Annotated in this window: 13 protein-coding genes; 12 read left to right on the top strand and 1 reads right to left on the bottom strand. The window is 47.9% G+C overall.

Annotated features, from left to right (window positions below):
- Nucleotides 1–35: 35 nt before the first annotated feature.
- Complete coding sequence (locus FE296_RS28700; protein WP_124114698.1) at nt 36–803, bottom strand: helix-turn-helix domain-containing protein; 768 nt, start codon at nt 801–803, stop codon at nt 36–38.
- Nucleotides 804–1,077: 274 nt separating this feature from the next.
- Between FE296_RS28700 and FE296_RS28695 the strand changes: the two genes are divergently transcribed.
- From FE296_RS28695 to FE296_RS28640, 12 genes are all read left to right on the top strand, one after another.
- Nucleotides 1,078–2,433 (top strand): ABC transporter substrate-binding protein, encoded by a 1,356-nt coding sequence (locus FE296_RS28695; protein WP_150367247.1) that lies wholly within the window; start codon nt 1,078–1,080, stop codon nt 2,431–2,433.
- Between the two features lie 105 nt (nt 2,434–2,538).
- On the top strand, nt 2,539–5,436 hold the full coding sequence (locus tag FE296_RS28690; RefSeq protein WP_150367246.1) for an extracellular solute-binding protein: 2,898 nt from the start codon (nt 2,539–2,541) through the stop codon (nt 5,434–5,436).
- A gap of 19 nt (nt 5,437–5,455) precedes the next feature.
- Complete coding sequence (locus FE296_RS28685; RefSeq protein WP_124114701.1) at nt 5,456–6,412, top strand: carbohydrate ABC transporter permease; 957 nt, start codon at nt 5,456–5,458, stop codon at nt 6,410–6,412.
- Between the two features lie 2 nt (nt 6,413–6,414).
- Nucleotides 6,415–7,290: a carbohydrate ABC transporter permease gene (locus FE296_RS28680; protein ID WP_026081082.1), complete on the top strand. Its 876-nt coding sequence runs from the start codon at nt 6,415–6,417 to the stop codon at nt 7,288–7,290.
- Between the two features lie 15 nt (nt 7,291–7,305).
- Nucleotides 7,306–8,769 carry an NHL repeat-containing protein gene (locus FE296_RS28675; protein ID WP_076331157.1) on the top strand — a complete coding sequence of 488 codons (1,464 nt, stop codon included), beginning with the start codon at nt 7,306–7,308 and terminating at the stop codon, nt 8,767–8,769.
- Nucleotides 8,753–9,388 carry a YIP1 family protein gene (locus FE296_RS28670; protein ID WP_150367245.1) on the top strand — a complete coding sequence of 212 codons (636 nt, stop codon included), beginning with the start codon at nt 8,753–8,755 and terminating at the stop codon, nt 9,386–9,388. The genes FE296_RS28675 and FE296_RS28670 overlap by 17 nt, the downstream gene beginning before the upstream one ends.
- A gap of 17 nt (nt 9,389–9,405) precedes the next feature.
- Nucleotides 9,406–11,982 carry a DUF5696 domain-containing protein gene (locus FE296_RS28665; RefSeq protein ID WP_150367244.1) on the top strand — a complete coding sequence of 859 codons (2,577 nt, stop codon included), beginning with the start codon at nt 9,406–9,408 and terminating at the stop codon, nt 11,980–11,982.
- Between the two features lie 53 nt (nt 11,983–12,035).
- Nucleotides 12,036–12,881: a carbohydrate ABC transporter permease gene (locus tag FE296_RS28660; protein ID WP_082219083.1), complete on the top strand. Its 846-nt coding sequence runs from the start codon at nt 12,036–12,038 to the stop codon at nt 12,879–12,881.
- A 17-nt stretch (nt 12,882–12,898) separates the two neighbouring features.
- Entirely contained in the window at nt 12,899–13,846 is a 948-nt protein-coding gene (locus FE296_RS28655) for a carbohydrate ABC transporter permease (protein ID WP_105598719.1), read from the top strand.
- Between the two features lie 274 nt (nt 13,847–14,120).
- Nucleotides 14,121–15,827: an RICIN domain-containing protein gene (locus tag FE296_RS28650; RefSeq protein WP_150367243.1), complete on the top strand. Its 1,707-nt coding sequence runs from the start codon at nt 14,121–14,123 to the stop codon at nt 15,825–15,827.
- A gap of 293 nt (nt 15,828–16,120) precedes the next feature.
- Nucleotides 16,121–18,472, top strand: a complete 2,352-nt coding sequence (locus tag FE296_RS28645) for a helix-turn-helix domain-containing protein (protein WP_150367242.1) — start codon at nt 16,121–16,123, stop codon at nt 18,470–18,472.
- A 276-nt stretch (nt 18,473–18,748) separates the two neighbouring features.
- On the top strand, nt 18,749–19,603 hold the full coding sequence (locus FE296_RS28640) for an ABC transporter permease (RefSeq protein ID WP_124115552.1): 855 nt from the start codon (nt 18,749–18,751) through the stop codon (nt 19,601–19,603).
- Nucleotides 19,604–19,613 lie beyond the last annotated feature (10 nt).

Raw genomic sequence — 19,613 nt, 5'->3', positions numbered from 1 at the left:
TATAATGAATAAACTCACTGAATCAGCGATCCACCTTAGGCTGTGTGGATTTTTTGTCGTCTATATGCATTGGGACTTGATCCGGCATACGCTTTGAACTTTTTATAGAACCAATCAATATCCTTATAGCCTACCTCAATCGCAATCTCATATATTCGCAGATTCGTGGAAGAAAGCAGTTGCTGGGCCTTTTCCATACGTTGTTGGAGCATATAATCATTGAAAGACATCTTCTCTTCCAGTTTGAACTTCTGTCCAAGGTAGGCACAGTTAAAATGGAGCATATCAGAGATTTTTTTCAGCGTGATTTCATCACTCAGATGATCCCGTACATAGGCTTTTACGATACGAATCACATGACTGGAGTGCATGGGTTTACCATTCATTTGAACGGGTGTTTTGAAGAACGACGACGTTTTGTATGCCGGATCGGTTTCAAGGTGGGATCGAAGTCCATGCAGACTGTTAAGTATAGAAGAGGGACTAACAGGATACGGGAGATAATCATTCACCTGATACGTAAGGGCTTTGCGTACAAACCTGAAGTGATCTCTTCCACCCATCAGGAGGATGGGGATCTGACTTTTTAATCGGATGTCGTTGCATAACCAGAGCCCCGCGGTATCAAACCTCTCTGTATGTACCATAACCAGGGAAAAGTCTCGTTCTGACAATGCGGTCAAAGCTTCGGAAGATGAGAACACACAATTTGCGATAGTATATTGAGCTTTGCTCCGTAGCAACAACTGTTGCAACTCTCCGCACAAACGACGGCTGAAATCCACAAGTAAAATATCATACATGAAGCAATACCTCACCTTCTGCTGAATTGTAATCCGCCAGATTAACTCGATGATGACTTAATTTCATTATGGTAATAAAAGAAAGCGCATACAATGTGCATATTTTTGCAGAGAGTGCATTTCTTTACCAATTGAAACCCAGAATGCAATTTGTGCGCATAAAATCACGAAAATCTATATTCAGCCGGGGTAAACACCTGTATTTTGGCAGGTTGTTTGCGCTTTCATTTGAGCGATACACTGTGATAGCAAAAGACAATCAGGGGGGAAGACGATGAGAAAAAACAAGTTCATGCTACTGAGCCTGGTATTCACGGTCTTGTTGGTGATTGCTGCATGCAGTTCTGCACCTACCGCTCAACCCGAGCCGGAAAAGACAACACCACAGGAGGAACAAACACCCGCAGAAACCGAGCCAAAGAATGAAAACTCTACGCCAGAAATGGACTTTGACATGGGCGGCAGAACGATCAAGGTTGTTGCTTGGTGGGACATGGAAATACAGGGGAACAACCCGGACAACATTCAACGCCTTGAGAATCTCGAAGCGCTGAAGAAAAAACACAACTTTAATATTGAATATGTTTCCATCGATTTCGGTGAATATCAGGAAAAAGTAGTTGCTTCCCTGATGGCTGGTGAACCGCTTGGCGATCTGGTGAGACTGGGCAAAAACTATGCCATTCCGGCATTGACCAAACAGGATCTGTTATGGCCAGTGGATGATTATATTAAAAACGACAAGGTATTCAATCAGAAAACAACCAAGGAATACATGCAGTATGAAGGCAAAGGTTACGGCTTTACCGAGGACCAGTCCTCATTTATTAACGGAATTTTCTATAATCGCACACTCATGCAAGAGCTCGGCTTGAAGCCACTTCAAGAGTATGTGGATGCCGATGAATGGAACTGGGATACGTTCATCAGTGTTGCCAAGCAAGCGAACAAGGATCGAAACAATGATGGCAAGCTGGACACTTGGGGACTCGCGCAAACGGGCTTGCTGGAACCGATTCTGTATTCCAACGAAGCTTCCCTGACCCTAGAGGATAAGCAGAACCTGGAAGATCCCAAAACGAAGGAAGCGCTGAATTTCCTGTCCAAACTGGCTACGGAAAAGGTTGGCAGAGCTTCTGAAGGCGGCGACTGGACTGAGCCGTCCACGTTCTTCCGTCAAGGCAATACGTTGATGTATTCAGGTGCCATGTACGAGGTTGAAGGCATTATGACAGACATGAAGGATTACGATATCGGTTTTGTACCATTCCCTAAAGGTCCAAGTGCATCAGCGTATCACTCTGGTGAGTCACGTTACCAGGCTATAACGATTCCTAAAGCAGTAGAGAATCCGGAACAACTGATGTACATCTGGGAGAAAATTAATGAGATCGATTCGATCTATGAGTATCCGGGACAATCCACACTGGAGACACATCTGACCGATGAAGCAGATATCAACAACGCCAGAGAGGTAGCGGAAGGTATGTTGGTTCTCGACCATAACACATTCCCGTCCTTGCCGTTCTGGGACTTTGATGGGGAGCTCAAAGAAGGGGTATCCGTATCTACGCTGATCGAGAAATACAAGGCTCCTTTCCAGGCTGCGATTGATGAGGTTTACAAATAAGTATCACGTTACACGGGCAGAACGCACCAGTGAAGGTGCGGTCTGTCCGGGTTAGTCAATCGTTCAGTTCTCTCAACGCTTACAGGAAAGGGGATACATTCAAACATGCGGTCACGTAAGAAAAAGGGACTAATCCTGGTGCTTGTCCTGGCCTTGGTGCTCTCCATATGGACACTATATCCATCGCGGGATCGTAATCCGGGAACGGTACATGCGCTTGAGGACTTTGAGGCGGTATCGGGAACCGAGGATTCATTCAGTTATGAGCATTATTTAACTGCTCATGACAATACGGCCAAACCGGATGAAATTGTACGCATCGAAGGCGAATCTTATGTTCAGGCAGAGGATGGGGAATTTGAGGTTGTGCAAGGGTACGCCGGATTAGACGGAAATGCCGTAATTACGCCGGAAACTGGGACCATTCGCTGGGATGTTCCCGTTCAAGTGAGCGGTTTGTACAACATTCGCATTCACTATTATCCCGTAGAAGGCAAAAGCTCCGGGATCGAACGCAGGCTTGAGCTTAATGGTAAGGTTCCCTTCAGAGGGGCCGATATTCTTCTGTTTGACAGGGTATGGGGGAATCGCGAGGATAACGTCCGGCAGGACGATCGTGGCAATGAGCTTAGACCAAGACAAGTGGAGAAGCCCGAATGGCAACTGACTTCCTTCAAGGACAGTGCAGGGTACTTCGAGGAACCGTTTCAGTTTTATTTTGAAAAAGGCAGTCAGAAGTTATCGCTCACTTCATTAAGAGAAAGCATGGCGATCGATTATATTGAGCTGTACCAAGAAAGCGAAGTTCCTTCCTATGCAGAGCTGGAGCAGACCTATGCCTCACTCGGCTTGAAACAATCGGCTCCTGTCATGTTGAAAGTTCAGGGGGAGGAAGCTGTTAGCAAATCATCTCCTACACTGGCACCAATCTCGGACCGATCAAGTCCTTCACTCGAGCCTTATAATGTATCGAAAATTCGGATGAACGCTATCGGGGGCATTAACTGGAAACTGCCGGGCGAATGGATTGAATGGGAAATTGACGTGCCTGAAGACGGACTATATCAACTGGCGCTTAAGGTGAAGCAGGATCAATTGCGTGGCATCTATGCCACCCGCAGTCTGACGATTAACGGCGAAGTACCGTTTAAGGAAATGAAACGCATTCGATTTAATTACAGCCCGGCTTGGCAAACTCAGGTGTTGGGTTCGGGAGAGGATAAGCCATATCAGTTTCATCTTGAAAAAGGGAAACACCGAATCCGAATGACGGTTACACTTGGCGACATCGCTCCGCTGCTGCGGACCGTGGAATCCAGCGTGCTGGAACTGAATGAGATGTATCGCAAAATATTAATGATCACCTCCAACAGTCCGGACCCACTGCGGGATTACCAGCTGGAACGGCGTATTCCGGAGATGACGGAGGTGTTTGAACGACAAGCTGACACCTTGCGCTCCGTTGCAGATTACCTGGAAAAGGCCACGGGTGAGCAAAGTGACAAAGTGGCCGTACTTCACGCTATGGTATTGCAGCTTGAAGATATGGCGGCCAGACCAGAGACGGTTCCCAAACGGCTGGATACGTTCAAAATTAATGTAGGTGGTCTCGGCACATGGATTCTATCGGTACGTGAACAGCCGATTACGTTGGATTACCTTGTCGTATCTCCGCCGGGTGAATCGCTGCCAAAAGCGGAAGCGAGCACCGTCCAGCAGGTGAAGCACGAACTGGGCGCATATGTTGCCTCGTATACCGAAGATTACGACAGCATTGGCAACGTCGAACAAAAGAAGGATGCCATCACCGTATGGATCACGACCGGACGAGATCAGGCCCAAGTACTGAAAGGCATGATCGACGATTCGTTTACCCCGGATACGGATGTGTCCGTGCAGTTACGTCTCGTTCCGCCTAATATTTTGCTGCCCGCAACACTCTCGGGAGAAGGACCGGATGTTGCCATGCAGATGGGCGAAGACATTCCGGTGAACTATGCGATGAGGAATGCTACAGCAGATCTGAGCCAGTTCCCCGATTTCGAGGAAATTTCGGGCAGGTTCCGTGAAAGCGGATTGACGCCTTACCGCTATAACGACGGGGTATATGCCCTTCCGGAGCAACAGCATTTTCCAATGCTCTTTTACCGCAAAGATATTCTGAATGAACTGGGCCTCGAACCGCCGCAAACGTGGCAAGACGTATATAACGCCATCGCCGTGCTGCAGAAGCATAACATGGAGTTTTATCTGCCGATTGAGGATACGCTGAACAATGCCAACCTGGTTCCGAATTCAACGTTTGCGATGTTGTTATATCAGAATGACGGAACGTTCTACACCGAAGACCAGAAGAAAAGTGCACTGGATTCGGAGATTTCAATGGACGCGTTCAAACGCTGGACGCAATTTTATACCAATTACAAGTTTCCGCTCAAAGCCGACTTTCCGAACCGCTTCCGTACCGGGGAAATGCCGATCGGGATTGCTGATTACACCACGTATAACATGCTGACGGTTATGGCTCCCGAAATCCGCAATCTCTGGGACTTTACGATTGTTCCGGGTACACAGCTTCCGGATGGGTCCATACGGCATGAAGTGGCCAGCGCTACGAGCGCGGTGATGATGCTCGAAAATGCCGACAACAAGGAAGCGGCGTGGAAGTTCATGAAGTGGTGGACTGATGATCAGACCCAGATTGAATACGGGAGAGAAATGGAAGGTCTTATGGGAGCGGCTGCCCGTTACCCGACGGCCAATATCGAAGCCTTGAAACAATTGCCTTGGCCTGTGAAGGATTATCAAAATCTCGAGAAACAATGGGAATGGGTACAGGGAATCCCACAGCTTCCTGGAGGTTATTTCACGGGACGACATCTGGACAACGCCTTCCGCAAGGTGGTCAATGCTAATGAAAATCCGCGTGAAGCCTTATCGGACTATGTGTTGTACATTGATGATGAAATTGAGTTGAAACGCAAAGAATTTAATCTGAAATAGAGGAAAGGGAGGGTAACGGTTGCAAGCCAAAACTACCAAGACAGCCGCCGCTCCTGCCGTCCATACCCGCCAGGTCGGCTGGTGGTCCCTATTGAAGCGGGATCTGTATCTCAGCAGGCATTATTATGTATTGATGGCACCGTTTATGCTGATTTTTTTCATGTTTACTGTCATTCCGGTCGGCATTTCACTCGGGCTCAGCTTTTTTCACTTCAATATGCTGGAGCTGCCGCGATTTGTCGGCTGGCAGAACTATTCCCGGCTTTTCCTGAACGATGACGTATTTCTGATCGCGCTCAAAAACACGCTGCTTTTTGCCGTGATTACAGGCCCTATCAGTTATATTGCCTGCTTTTTGTTTGCGTGGATCATCAATGAGCTGTCTCCTAAAATTCGAGCGGTCATGACGCTGGTTTTCTATGCCCCATCCATATCGGGCAACGTCTTTTTCATCTGGCTGATCATCTTCTCGGGTGACAGCTACGGGTATATGAACGGCTTCCTAATGCGCCTTGGCGTCGTACTGGAACCGATCCAATGGCTCGCAGACGAGAAGTATGTGCTGGCAATCGTCATTATAGTACAACTGTGGCTGAGCCTGGGAACCAGTTTCCTGGCCTTCATTGCAGGACTGCAAACCATTGATCGTTCTCTGGTTGAAGCAGGAACCGTAGACGGGATCAAAAACCGCTGGCAGGAGCTCTGGTACATCACCTTGCCTTCGATGAGACCGCAGCTGATGTTTGGTGCGGTAATGCAGATTACTGCTTCCTTCGCCGTAGCTGAGATCTCCATCGCACTGGCAGGTTTCCCGAGCGTAAACTATGCGGCACACACAGTTGTCACGCATCTGATGGACTTCGGAACCATTCGTTTCGAGATGGGGTATGCCTCGGCCATCGCAACGGTTCTGTTTGCCCTGATGCTGGGTACAAACGTTTTCACGCAAAAAATGCTTAGAAAGATAGGTGAATGACGATGACCAGCAAAGTACGTGCCGTGTTTGGCATGCCAAAAAGGCTCAATCGGTCATTTACCGTCAGCCTGATGTTATTTGCATTACTGGGCGTGTTCGGCTCCTTTATGGTGCTTCCGCTCATCTATGCTGTCAACAATGCATTCAAGCCGCTGGATGAGCTGTTTATTTTTCCGCCGCGCTTCTGGGTGAACAATCCGACAACGGAGAATTTTGCCGATCTGATCAACCTCATGGGCAATTCATGGGTGCCGTTATCCCGCTATATTGCCAACACATTGCTCATTACGATACTTGGCACAGCGGGGCATATCCTTCTTGCATCTGCAGCGGCTTATCCGCTGGCGAAATATCGTTTTCCGGGTTCCAAAGTGTTGTTCACCATTGTCATTCTGTCCCTGATGTTCTCGCCGCATGTTACGGCGATTCCGAACTACATGGTCATGTCCTGGCTTGGCTGGATTAACACTCATGCGTCCATTATTGTGCCATCACTTGCGTTTTCGCTGGGACTTTTCCTGATGAAACAGTTCATGGAGCAGATTCCCGATGCCTTGCTGGAGGCAGCCAAAATAGACGGAGCCAATGAATATCGAATATTCTGGAGCATCGTGATGCCCAATGTGAAGCCGGCATGGCTCACGCTCATGATCCTTCAGTTTCCAGCGTTATGGGGAACGGATGGCGGGAGTTTCATTTACAGTGAAAATCTCAAAACACTGCATTATGCGCTCAGTCAGATTGTGCAGGGAGGGATTGCAAGAGCCGGTGTAGGTGCGGCTGTTGCTTTGCTGCTGATGATCGTACCGATCACTCTGTTTATCATCTCTCAGAGCAGTGTTATGCAGACGATGGCCACTTCGGGCATGAAAGAATAGAAAGGAGGCAGCGAGGTGCGGAGAAGCACATGGAAAAAACGTAAATCGATCATCATGGGCATGATCTGCCTCCTGTTGTTCGTTCAAGAGGCACCCTACGTGAGTGCAGACGGTAAAACGGATGCGTATCATTATTCATTCTGGGGTGACGCAGTTCCGGCACCGGCGGCATATGAGGCAACAACCATTATCACCGGCAAGAAGCTGAACACAACTCCTATGAAAGAGCCAAGCGACATGCATGTTACCGCCAATCAGCACGTCTTTGTGCTTGATTCGGGCAATGGCCGCATCATTGAGATGGATCGCAACTTCAAGCTGGTACGGACAATTGATTCATTTGAGCAGGAAGGCAAGGAAGATCATTTTAAAAATCCACAAGGATTGTACGTCACGGAAAAAGGTCATCTTCTGGTCGCTGATTCGGATAATCACCGGGTGGTGCATCTGGATGAACAGGGGAAGCTGGTCAAGATCGTGTCTGAACCGAAATCGGATCTGTTAAAAGCAGACTTCCAGTTCAAACCGATGCGCATTGTTATGGACAAAGGGGAGCGTATCTACGTCATGGCCGAAGGCGTATTTGATGGATTCATGGAGTTCAGCGCCGATGGTACATTCTCTTCCTTCATTGGAGCGAACAGAGTTCAGGTGGACCCGGTGGAGTATCTGTGGAAACGGTTTGCAACACGGGAGCAGCGCAGTCAGATGGTGATGTTCACTCCAACGGAATTTACCAATCTGGATATGGATGAAGAGGGCTTTATCTACGCCACTAGCGGGGATCGCGGCAAAGATCCGGTCAAGAAGCTGAATGCCCAGGGTACAGACATTTTGCGAAGAGAAGGCTATCAGACTCCGCAGGGTGATTTGCTGTATACCCAGGAAGCAGGACCATCCCGCCTGATTGATGTGGATGTGGGTGACAGTGACATGTATTCCGTACTGGATTCCAGCAAGGGCCGAATCTTCACCTACAATGGAGACGGATACCTGCTCCATATTTATGGCGGCATTGGTAACCGATTGGGCCAGTTTAATACACCTGTTGCTCTGGAACGTGCGGGAGACCGGATGTTAGTTCTGGATAAAGCGCTGGGTGAAATCACCGTCTTTCAAACAACTGAATACGGACGTACGCTCCACGAAGCGGTGCGCAGCTATTATAACGGTGATGAAGATCAATCTTCGGTGCTGTTTGCCCAAGCTGCCGAGATGAACGCTAACTTGGAATATGCGTATGCGGGAATTGGCAAAGCATTGCTTCGTCAGAAGGAATACGCCGAGTCTGCGAAATATTTCAAGCGCAGCATGGAGCCCAAAGGATATTCCAAAGCTTTTCTTTTGTACCGCAAAGAGCTGATGCGTGAGCATTTTTCATGGATGATGTCCGGTATATTCCTGGCTGTCGCTGCGATTGTCACCGTCATCATCGTTCGCAGGCAGAAAAGGAGGACTACGAATGCAGGCATCAAGTAAGCAACTATACCAGTACCCGCTGCATCTGATTTTTCATCCGTTTGACGGATACTGGGAATTGAAATATGAACGGAACCAGAGAAACTCACTGCTGATTGCTTTCATGATCCTGGTGCTTCTGGTCATCACCAAAATTTTGCATGCCCAGTACAGCGGTTTTCTCATTAATCTCAGTAATCCAAAGTACCTGAACAGTCTGCTCGAAATGGTATATGTCATTATTCCGGTGCTGTTTTGGTGTGTGGCTAACTGGTCGTTAACCACATTGATGGACGGGGAAGGCAAGTTCTCCGAAATTTTCATGTCAACGTGTTTTGCACTGGTACCGTTGTTACTCATTCATTTTCCATGGATCTGGCTGAGTCTTGTGATCTCTGCGCAGGAAACTGCCTTTTATTATTTCTCCAATGCACTCGCCGTTGCGTGGACGGTATATCTGTTATTTGTGGGGAATATGACGGTTCATCAGTACACACCAGCCAAAACGGTGCTCACGATGATGCTGACACTTGTAGCGATGGCCTTTATGGCATTTCTGTGCCTGTTATTCTTTAGTCTTGTACAGCAGATTGTATCGTTTGTCGTAACCATCTATCAGGAATTAGTGCTTCGGGGCTAAGGGAGGAGGAAATTGTTATGAATTATACCATAGCCAAAAAAATAACAGGAATGCTGCTCGCGGGCAGTCTGCTTCTTGGCGGTTGTCAATTCTCGCCAACACCGCTCGCTCACGAGACAGTGACTGCCGCTGATCCGATGGACTTTCCCTCCCTGCCTCCCGGAGAGAAACTGAAATCATCTTTCAGCGATGTCCGCCTTCCCGGCATGGTAGGCATTGCGCAGAATGCTGCGCTGCAGTTGTTCATTAACGAAGAGACTGCCGAGATTGCAGTGATTCACACGCAGAGCGGCCAGATCTGGCGCAGCAATCCTGCAGATCGTGAGCAGGATGGGGTTGCAGCCGGGATAAACAAAGACCTTTTGTCATCACAAACGAAGCTCAGCTTCTTCAACAGCCTCGGACAGAGCAGCACCGTGAATTCCTTCACGGATAGTGTTGCACACAAGCAGATAAGCTATGAGGTGCTGCCAAGCGGCGTGCGGGTCCACTACCAGTTTGGAAGCACTGAGCGATCCATAGAAGACTTGCCGATGAAGATCAGCAAGGAGCGATTTGAACAAAAGCTGCTTGCACAGCTAGACAAGGCCGGGCAGCGGGCCTTGAAGGTCGGCTATGCGGAAGACAAGGATGAAGGCGCTTACGTCCGGATTGATAAGGCGATGCAAGGATTGCAATTGTCCCGGGCCTTGAAGGCTTTTGACACAGCTGGTTACACATCGGAGGATCTGGCTCAGGATCATGCCGACTTCGGCATTGAAGAGGAACGAAGTGGACCACGACTATTTATGCTTACGATGGAATATGAGCTGGATGGAGAGGATCTGCTCGTGCGTGTTCCGTCCTCAGGCATTCATTTTCCGGAGGAATATCCGATCAACAGCATATCTGTAATGGATTACTTCGGGGCCGGGGGTTCAGAAGAAGAGGGCTCCATATTGGTGCCGGACGGTTCGGGAGCGCTGATCCATTTTAACAATGGCAAGCTGCAGTATCCTGCCTATCAACAAGATATATACGGACCGGATATGACCATGAAACTGCGGGAAGCAAGTTCGAATGAAGCCAGAGCCAGGTTGCCGGTATTTGGACTGATTCGGAAAGAGGGGGCTTTCCTGGGCATTATTGAACAAGGAGATGCCGTCGCAGTTGTGAATGCCGATATCAGCGGTAAGCTGAACAGTTACAACAACGTATATCCCAGCTTCTATGTAGTGAACAAGAGCGATGTGACGCTTCAGGCAAGTGATATGGTTCGTACACTTCCGAAATTCCAGAAGAAACCGACCGCGTCTGATTTCGTCGTTCGATATGCTTTTGTCGGGGCGGATAAGGCCTCGTACTCGGGGCTTGCATCTCTCTATCGGGATTATCTGATGCAAAACGGCGGACTTCCCGAGTTGAACGCCAGCAAGGAGCAAAGTAACGTTCCCTTTTATCTGCAACTGTTCGGCGGCATGACAACAAGGCAGCATATGCTGGGCATACCGTATGATTCAACGGAGGCTTTGACCACGTTTGATGAAGCCAAAAACATTCTCTCCGCCTTGACGGAGAAGAAGGTATCCAATATTCAGGTGCGCTATGCGGGATGGCTTAACGGCGGGCTTCATCATCGACTGCCGGATTCCATTCAAGTAGACGGCGCGGTAGGCGGAAAAAAGGGATTGCGTGAATTCAGCGCATACACCCAAGAAGCGGGCATCGGTTTCTATCCCGATATCGCTCTGCTGAATGTGCAATCCAAAAAAGGGTTTAAACCGTCCAAAGAAGCTTCACGCACATTAACTCAGGAACCGGTGGTCTTGTATCCGATGAACCAGGCCATCCAGAGGCGGGACCGGGATCGTTCACCATCCTATGTGCTATCGCCCAACTTGCTGGAGGACGTGACGGCAGACATGTTAGATGAGCTCAGGTCCCTTCAAAAGGATGGACTGTCGCTGAGCCTGAATGATCTGGCAGCTCAGTTAAACAGCGATATGAATCCGAAAAAGCTGGTGGACCGAACACAAGCGCTTGGCTCCGTGAAGAAGACACTTGAACAGATCGGGCAGCAGGCTGGCTCGCTTGTTGCTGAAGGCGGGAACGCTTATGCCCTGCCGTATGTAACTGGTCTGACAGATGCGCCGATGACCAGCAGTCGTTTCAAGCTGGAGGATGAAGAGATTCCGTTCTATCAGCTCGTTGTGCACGGCAGCATCGGCTATACGGGGACGCCATACAATCTCTCCACATATACGAATGCAAGGCAATATGTGCTGAAGCTGATTGAATATGGAGCCAGTCCTTACTTTGCATGGTTCAATGCGCCAAACCATGTTGTGAAAGAAACGGATTATGATGATCTCTACGCGGCGAATTATGAACAATGGATCGATCTGGCTGCCGAGATCTACAACGAGGTGAACCAGGTGAACCAGCCGTTTGCCGGACGTTCCATGATATCTCATGAATCCCTGGAGGAGGGCGTCTTCCGGACAACATATGAAGGTGGCGGGTTCGTAATCGTCAATTATAACGACTTCCCTGTAGAAGTTGACAACGATACAGTGGAAGCCCAAAGCTATGTGACTGGTGGTGAGCAGCTCTGAAGACGCTCCTGAAATGGAAATGGGGAAGTCGTACGTATGCTCAGCAGAAAGCCATGTGGGGCGTAATCTACGTGCTTCCTTGGCTCATTGGTTTTGTGTTGTTTTTCTTCATTCCGCTGTTAGCCTCTCTGCGATACAGCATGAGTACAATTCAAGCTAACGCTGAAGGCATAGCGATTCAGTTCAACGGTGTTGCCAATTACATTCAGGCGCTGACCGTCAATACAAGCTTTAACCGTGCGTTAATTGAGGCGATCACAGACGTACTCATCAACGTACCGCTTATCGTTATATTCAGTCTGTTCCTTGCCGTCATCCTGAATCAGAAGTTCAGGGGCCGGGCTGTAGCGCGGTCGATCTTTTTCCTACCCGTTATTCTGGCATCGGGAGTGATTATGACACTGGAGAGCACCAGCCTGATTGAAGCGGTTAATCAGAGCAGCACAGGTGGAAGCTCACTCGGGACATTTGAACTCGAAAATCTGATGGTTAACGCCGGAGTGAGCGATTGGATCGTCACGTATCTGAGCAGCGCCGTAGATCGGATCTATCAGATCGTCAGTCAATCCGGTGTACAAATTTTGATCTTTTTGGCAGGGATCCAGACGATTTCCCCTCAACTGTATGAGGCTTCGAAGATGGAAGGGGCGACGGGTTATGAAGCCTTCTGGAAAATTACGTTCCCGATGGTCAGCCCGCTTATTTTTGTCAATGCGATCTATACAATCATTGATTCGTTTGCCAATAACGCCATGACGGAACTGATCCGGGATACCGGCTTCGTCAAATTTGACTTTGGATTAAGTTCTGCCATGGCATGGGTCTACTTTCTGGCCATTGCCATCATTCTGGTTATCGTAAACATCATTTTCTCGAAGCGAGTCTTCTATCAAGATTAGAAAGGAGGGTGTCCCACGTGACAACATCACGATTATTATCGCTGGAGCATTGGAAAGGCTGGCTGTGGGCCATGATCCGATTCGTTCTGATTACCGGGCTTTCCTTCGTTATCCTGTTTCCCATATTTCAGAAGGTTTCCACATCCATCAAAGCTAAAGGTGATCTGTATTCGGCAGTGGTGGTGTGGATTCCACAGAACTTCTCCATCGACAATTTCAAAGAGGCGATACGCGTAATGGATTACTGGGCAACGCTGTTTAATACGTTTGCCCTGTCTGCAACGACTACACTGCTGACTACAGCATCCTGTGCACTTGCAGGATACGGATTCGCCAGACTGAAATTCAGGGGAAGCAACTGGCTGTTTGCTGGTGTAATTCTGACGATTCTTGTACCGCCAACGACTATTCTCATTCCGGTATACCTGAATCTGAAAAGCTTTGACCTCATGGGGCTTATGACGCTTATAGCCGGTAAACCTGTTAATTTGCTTAACACCTATTGGCCGTTTATTCTGACGGCGATTACGGCCAATTCACTTAAGGCCGGTTTGTACATCTTTATCTTCCGGCAATTCTTCAGAGGTATTCCGAAGGAAGTGGAGGAGGCGGCCTATGTGGACGGCGCGGGCATCGGACGAACATTTTCAAGAATCATGCTGCCCAATGCCATTCCGTCCATGGTAACAGTCATGCTGTTTTCCTTCGTATGGCAGTGGAACGACAGCTTCTATACGACGACTTATCTGACTTCAAGTAAAGTCATGTCGACTCAGTTATCGTCCCTTCCGTATAATCTGGCCCAGCAGGTTACTGACGGTGCAGCTTCCCAGGCCGATCCGTTCTATCTGAGTATGATCCAGGATACAGGAATTCTTCTTGCCATTCTGCCTTTGATCGTCATCTATTTGTTTGTGCAACGATATTTCGTAGAGAGTGTAGAGCGTACGGGAATCGTCGGTTAAGTTAAGTTCTCCTGTACGTTTGGAGTGGGATCAGACTGGAAGAGGAAGGGGGAACTCCATGGAACATTCCATCTGTGAAAAGGGGGCATGTAACGATCTCATGAACGTCTGCTCACAGCAGAACCGGGATCCTTCCCTGCGCAGGATCCCCCTGCTGGTATGGAACGGGCTGCGGGAGCGGGCGCCGACCTGAGCAATCTGTTTGATCAGAGATACTCTGACGCAGCTTACCCGCAATATTGCAAGGTAATATATCAGATCAGGAGGAATTAAAGTGAAGAAGTTCATGACATCTTGTAAACTTGTACTCATTCTGGCTTTATTAATTACAATTGCTCCATGGGGAGGCAGCCGCGCCGAAGCATGGGTGGGTATGCCGATGGGCAAGCTTCACGTAAACGGCAAAAACCTGGTGAACAGCAACAACCAGCCTGTGCTTCTGAACGGTTGGCATCAACCCTCAGGTGCCTACTGGACATATCAGGACAGCAATTATTATCTCAACCTGCACGGTAATAACCGTCATGCAGCTACACTGGCTTATCTGAAAGACATTACTGATACATTTGCGGACACCAGCGCGAAATACGGAAGCAATCATGGCTGGAATATGAATCAGGTACGTCTGTTCATCGATCGTCAGGACATGGGAGATGTGGCTGCTGGTACATATAACTTTGCCGGTGTGCAGACCGTTACGCAAAATGTAATTATTCCGTACATTCAATATGCCAAAACAAAAGGTGTCTATGTTGTCCTGGGACTGGACTTCACATTGAAGGATGATCAGGCAACAACACCTGCCAACTTGCAAAAATTCAACGAAATCTGGGGTTATCTCGCTTCACGCCCGGAGATCAAAAGTGCAGACAACGTTCACTTCGAACTGATCAACGAACCGGTGAAATCCTATGCCAATGGACATTGGGGTGGATACAACGGGGAAAATGACTTTGTGGATCACTGGAATGACTTGCGTAATTTCCAAAATTCCATGATTTCAACAATTCGTAGCAAAGGTGCGGACAATGTCATCTGGGCGGCAGGTCTGGGATACAACCAATTTTACAGCTTGACGGCAAGCCACCCATTGACTGATCCGCTCAATAACTATGGATATGCGGTTCACTGGTACCCTGGTTATGGCGCATATGACAACTTTTCTATCCTGCAAGATCAGTGGAATACCAACGTGAAGGCAGCTGCTGATAAATATCCGATTAACATTACCGAGGTAACCTGGTTCAAAAACAAACCTGGCGATTCGGCCTATTGGAACCTGTTTAATGGTAGCAATGAAGGTTTCGGTACCAATACCAAAACGATTTTCAATGCAGCAGGCAATGTCAGTATTGCAGCCCATATGAACGGTTTTATTCTAAGTGAAGGACCACGAAGCTCCTTTGCCGACCCTACGGCAGGCCTGAAATGGGATGGAGATGCTTCACGGAGTGCCATGGGACGATTCCTGTTCAACTGGTACCATGAACGTGCCCAGACTTATCCGGGCAGTGGACAAGGTGGCGGACCGACAACGGGTCTTGTATCCGGTGCAACTTATAAAATCGTAGCCCGGCATTCCAACAAAGTTGTTGATGTTCCTGGTGGTCAAAATGAAAATAATCTTCAGCTCCAGCAGTGGAGCGATCTGGGCGGTAACCCCCAGAAGTGGGTTCTGACTTCGATCGGTAACGGCAACTATACACTGACAAGTGTGAACTCGCCGGACAAAGTCATCGACATTCGCAACGGTACCCTCACCAATGGGGAAGCGGTTCAACTCATGAGCAATCTGAACACAACCGCTCAGCATTTTAAGGTCAACGATCTTGGTAACGGTTACTGGAGTATCATTAATGTGAACAGCAATAAAGCGATTGAAGTGGCAAACGCTTCCACTTCGGATGGAGCCAAGCTGCAGCAGAACACCTACACAGGTGCTACAAACCAACAATGGAAATTTGTTGCCGTTAGCAATTAATAAGGACAATGTTAAACAAAAACCTCCCCAAGTCATTCCATGTCTTGGAGAGGTTTTTTGCGTTTATTTTTAATACTTTGGGAATGAGACCATGCGAAGGTAAAATACAACTATATTTGTGCGTCAACCTGCAGAGTGACAATTATTTTCATGCAAGCATTGTACGCTGCAGTATGTAAATGTACCATAAGGAAGAAGTTGTACCTTCACCAGGAAGAAATGCCCGGTGTATCATTGAACAGCTACCTTATCACAGAGAAATGTAAGCGCTTGATAAAAAAGGGAGGGTACATATGCAGCTCCTATGGTCCAAATTTTCACCCGTGTTCCGCCGATTCCTCATTTCGTATCTTGTCATTCTAATGATTCCTCAAATTGCGGGATATGCCTCTTACCGAGCTTCCATTGAAGCAGCCCGTTCCAGCTCCATTGAGAACAGTTTGAAGTCGCTGAGTCTTGGCAAAGAGATCATTGAGCGAAATCTTCTTCAAGTCGAAGCTTTTACCAGACAGCTTGCCGTCAATCCCGATTTGCAAAATTTAATTGCTGGCCCAAAGCCGCATGATCTCTACAATGTCTACGGTATGAACCGCATGCAGCGGAGCCTCTCCATGTACAGCAGTACCAATGATTACTTGTCTCATTTCTTCATTCACATTCCGAACTACAATGCCATCATCACACCAAGAACTGTGTATTATCGTCCAGAGCATTATTATGCTGCCAATCAGCTGGACGGTATGTCGTTTGAACAATGGCATGACCAAATTCTCAAACAACCACACCTCAATGAAATCATACCGCTTCGAAAGTATAAACGTGAAATACTCGGCACTGTGCTTGCAGACGTTCCCGCCATTACGTTTCTGCAATCTCTGCCTTTGAACAGCTTCAACAAACCGCAAGCGACGATTGGTGTCATGATTGATCAGGATCAGATGGCCAGCCTTACTCAAAATATTGTGGATCAATATGGCGGCTGGACTCTCGTCACCGATGCGGAAGGGCAGATCATTTTCTCCCTGGGCATTGAACAGGCCGAGGCTGAGCAAATGGCACAGATTCATCGGAGAGAAGGTAACACTGGGGAAACGGAGCTGAACGTGCAGAATGTACAGCCTGGAAATGATGGTCGGCTGCTGATATCGATACAGTCCAGTCAAAATGGATGGAATTACATGGCAGGGATTCCGGAGAAAGCACTCATGACAAAAGCGGACCAAATCAAACAAGTCACGCTGGTCTTTACTTTGGCAACCATTGCCTTGGGACTGTTATTCGGGCTGTTTCTGGCCTATCGGAATAGTGCACCCGTTTACAGATTGTTGGCCTCTTTTCGGGAACAAATCACCGATTCTCCAGGCAGACGGGGCAATGAATATGATTTTTTGGCAAGCCATATTAACAATCTGATTGCTAATAATGACTCACTTAAAAACGCCATGAATGAGCAGATTCCGTTATTGAGAGACGGTTTTATCAAACGTTTGTTAACCGGAGAAGTCTATACCTCACTTGAGTTGGAGGTTATCTCATCCCAGGCGCACATTTCTCTTCATAGCAGTAAGGGCTTGGCAGGCTTAGTGAAGGTAAACGGATATGCCAATCCGGACAGTGAAGAAACTATCCATGAACTGGGTGTTGCAAGGCTGCTTATCAAACAAGTACTTACAGAATGGAATGCGCAGCTGCTGATCACGGATTGGGGAACAGACCAGATCGCTTTTGCCTGTCCATTGGATGAGAACTCACTGAATGAAGCTATAGGGAGGTGTGAAAAAGAGCTGAACACCTTGATGGAAGTGATCTACCGAGAGCATCGGATATCCACAACAATTGGCACAGGTGCAGCTTACGAGGTCTGGAATGATGCGGGTCGCTCCTTTGACGAAGCCAAACAAGCTCTGGATTATGCCATTCATATGGGAACGGATCATCTGGTGAGATTTGAAGATACGATGAAGGAAAATGAAATGTACTATTATCCGATTGAGTCTGAACAGCGCCTGCTGAACACGATCAAAGTCGGTGAGCCTGAAGAGGCGATACGCATTCTGGAGCAATTGTTTCTTCGTAATCTAGAGGAGCGGGAACTGTCCTACGAGATGACGCAGCAGTTCATCATGGAGCTGAAGGGGACTTTTCTGAAGCTGGACGAACCAAAATTCAAGCTGGATGCCTCCCTGCTGGAGGAATATAAATCTCGGGTGACATCCATTCAGATGACAGAAACGATTACTTCGCTGCGGGCAAAATTCAAACAGTTAACAGAAGACATCTGCGGTGATTTCCAGAGAAGAAGAGCAGGAGCACATGCGGATACTGTAAGCGAAATGATTTGTTTTATCCAACATAATTATGGGGATGCAAACTTGACGATCTATCGGATTGCCGAGCACATGAGCAAGTCCGAGAAGTTTATATCCCAACTGTTCAAAGAACATACAGGAGAGAATCTTTCCGATTATGTAGAACGGGTACGCATTGATGCTGCCTCGAACTTGTTGCACTCTACCGGTCAGACGATTGACGAGATAGCGGAGGCCACCGGGTATAATAGTGCACATTCATTCCGCCGAGCTTTCAAGCGGGTACGCGGCATTTCTCCGAGTGTATTTCGGAAAATGGACGTTCATAGCGGTTAATGTAGGCTGTTTCTCGGGAACTATATTCGCTTTTTGTACTTTCTCAGCGTAACTGTACCTTTACGCATCCCCAGCGCAATCTTATGATTACTCAAAAAAGTAAGCGCTACCAAGTTGAGTTGCAGTTCAGCACGATTTGGAGCCAAGAATGGGGGGATGATTCTGAGAACCACAATGACCAGTGAATCAAAGTCCGTGGACAAACCAAGTAAACCGTTTGCCTTGAAGCAAGCATTATCCAGAAGCTGGAGGCGACATTGGCAGCTGTATCTGCTGATCCTGCCACCGATTGCTTACTTTATTATTTTCAAGTATGTACCCATGGTGAATGCGGTCCTGGCATTTAAAGATTACAACGTCATCAAGGGGATCTGGGGCAGTCCGTGGGCCGGAACCAAGTATTTCGAATTACTTTTTCAGAATCCGGCGTTTGTCATGCTGATCAAGAACACGCTCTACATTTCGTTTTACAGCCTGCTCGTTGGTTTCCCGATTCCTATATTACTGGCGCTGGCGCTGAACGAAATCAAAAACATACGATTCAAAAAAACAGTACAAATGGTGACGTATGCTCCATATTTCATCTCTACCGTTGTTATGGTCTCCATCATTATGCTCTTTCTGTCTCCTAGGCTGGGTATTGTCAACACGATTGCAGGTGCCCTTGGTTTCGAAGCGGTGAATTTTCTCGGTGAGCCTGGACTGTTTCGATCCATCTATGTATTCTCCGATGTGTGGCAGGGAATGGGGTACTCCGCTGTGATATATCTGGCTGCTCTGGCAGGTGTTGATCCATCCCTGTATGAAGCCGCCAAAGTGGACGGAGCCAACCGAATACAGAAAATCATTAATGTTGATCTGCCTGGACTACTTCCGGCAGCCGTCATCATTCTGATCCTGAGTGTAGGGAATATCATGGCTGTTGGGTTCGAAAAAATATATTTGCTGCAAAATCCGCTCAACCTGTCTGCTTCGGAGATCATCTCCACGTATGTCTATAAAATAGGATTGCTGAATGCCAATTACAGCTTCGCTACTGCGGTGGGCCTGTTCAACTCGGTGATTAACCTGATTCTGCTATTAATCGTAAACGCGGTCGCCAAGCGACTGTCCAATACAAGCTTATGGTAACGGGAGCGAA

Origin of the sequence: Paenibacillus sp. UASWS1643 (assembly GCF_008693195.1) — a bacterium.
GTDB classification, from domain to species: domain Bacteria; phylum Bacillota; class Bacilli; order Paenibacillales; family Paenibacillaceae; genus Paenibacillus; species Paenibacillus amylolyticus_B.
Note: the sequence above shows the minus strand (reverse complement) of the source record. Positions and strands in the feature narration are given on the sequence as shown.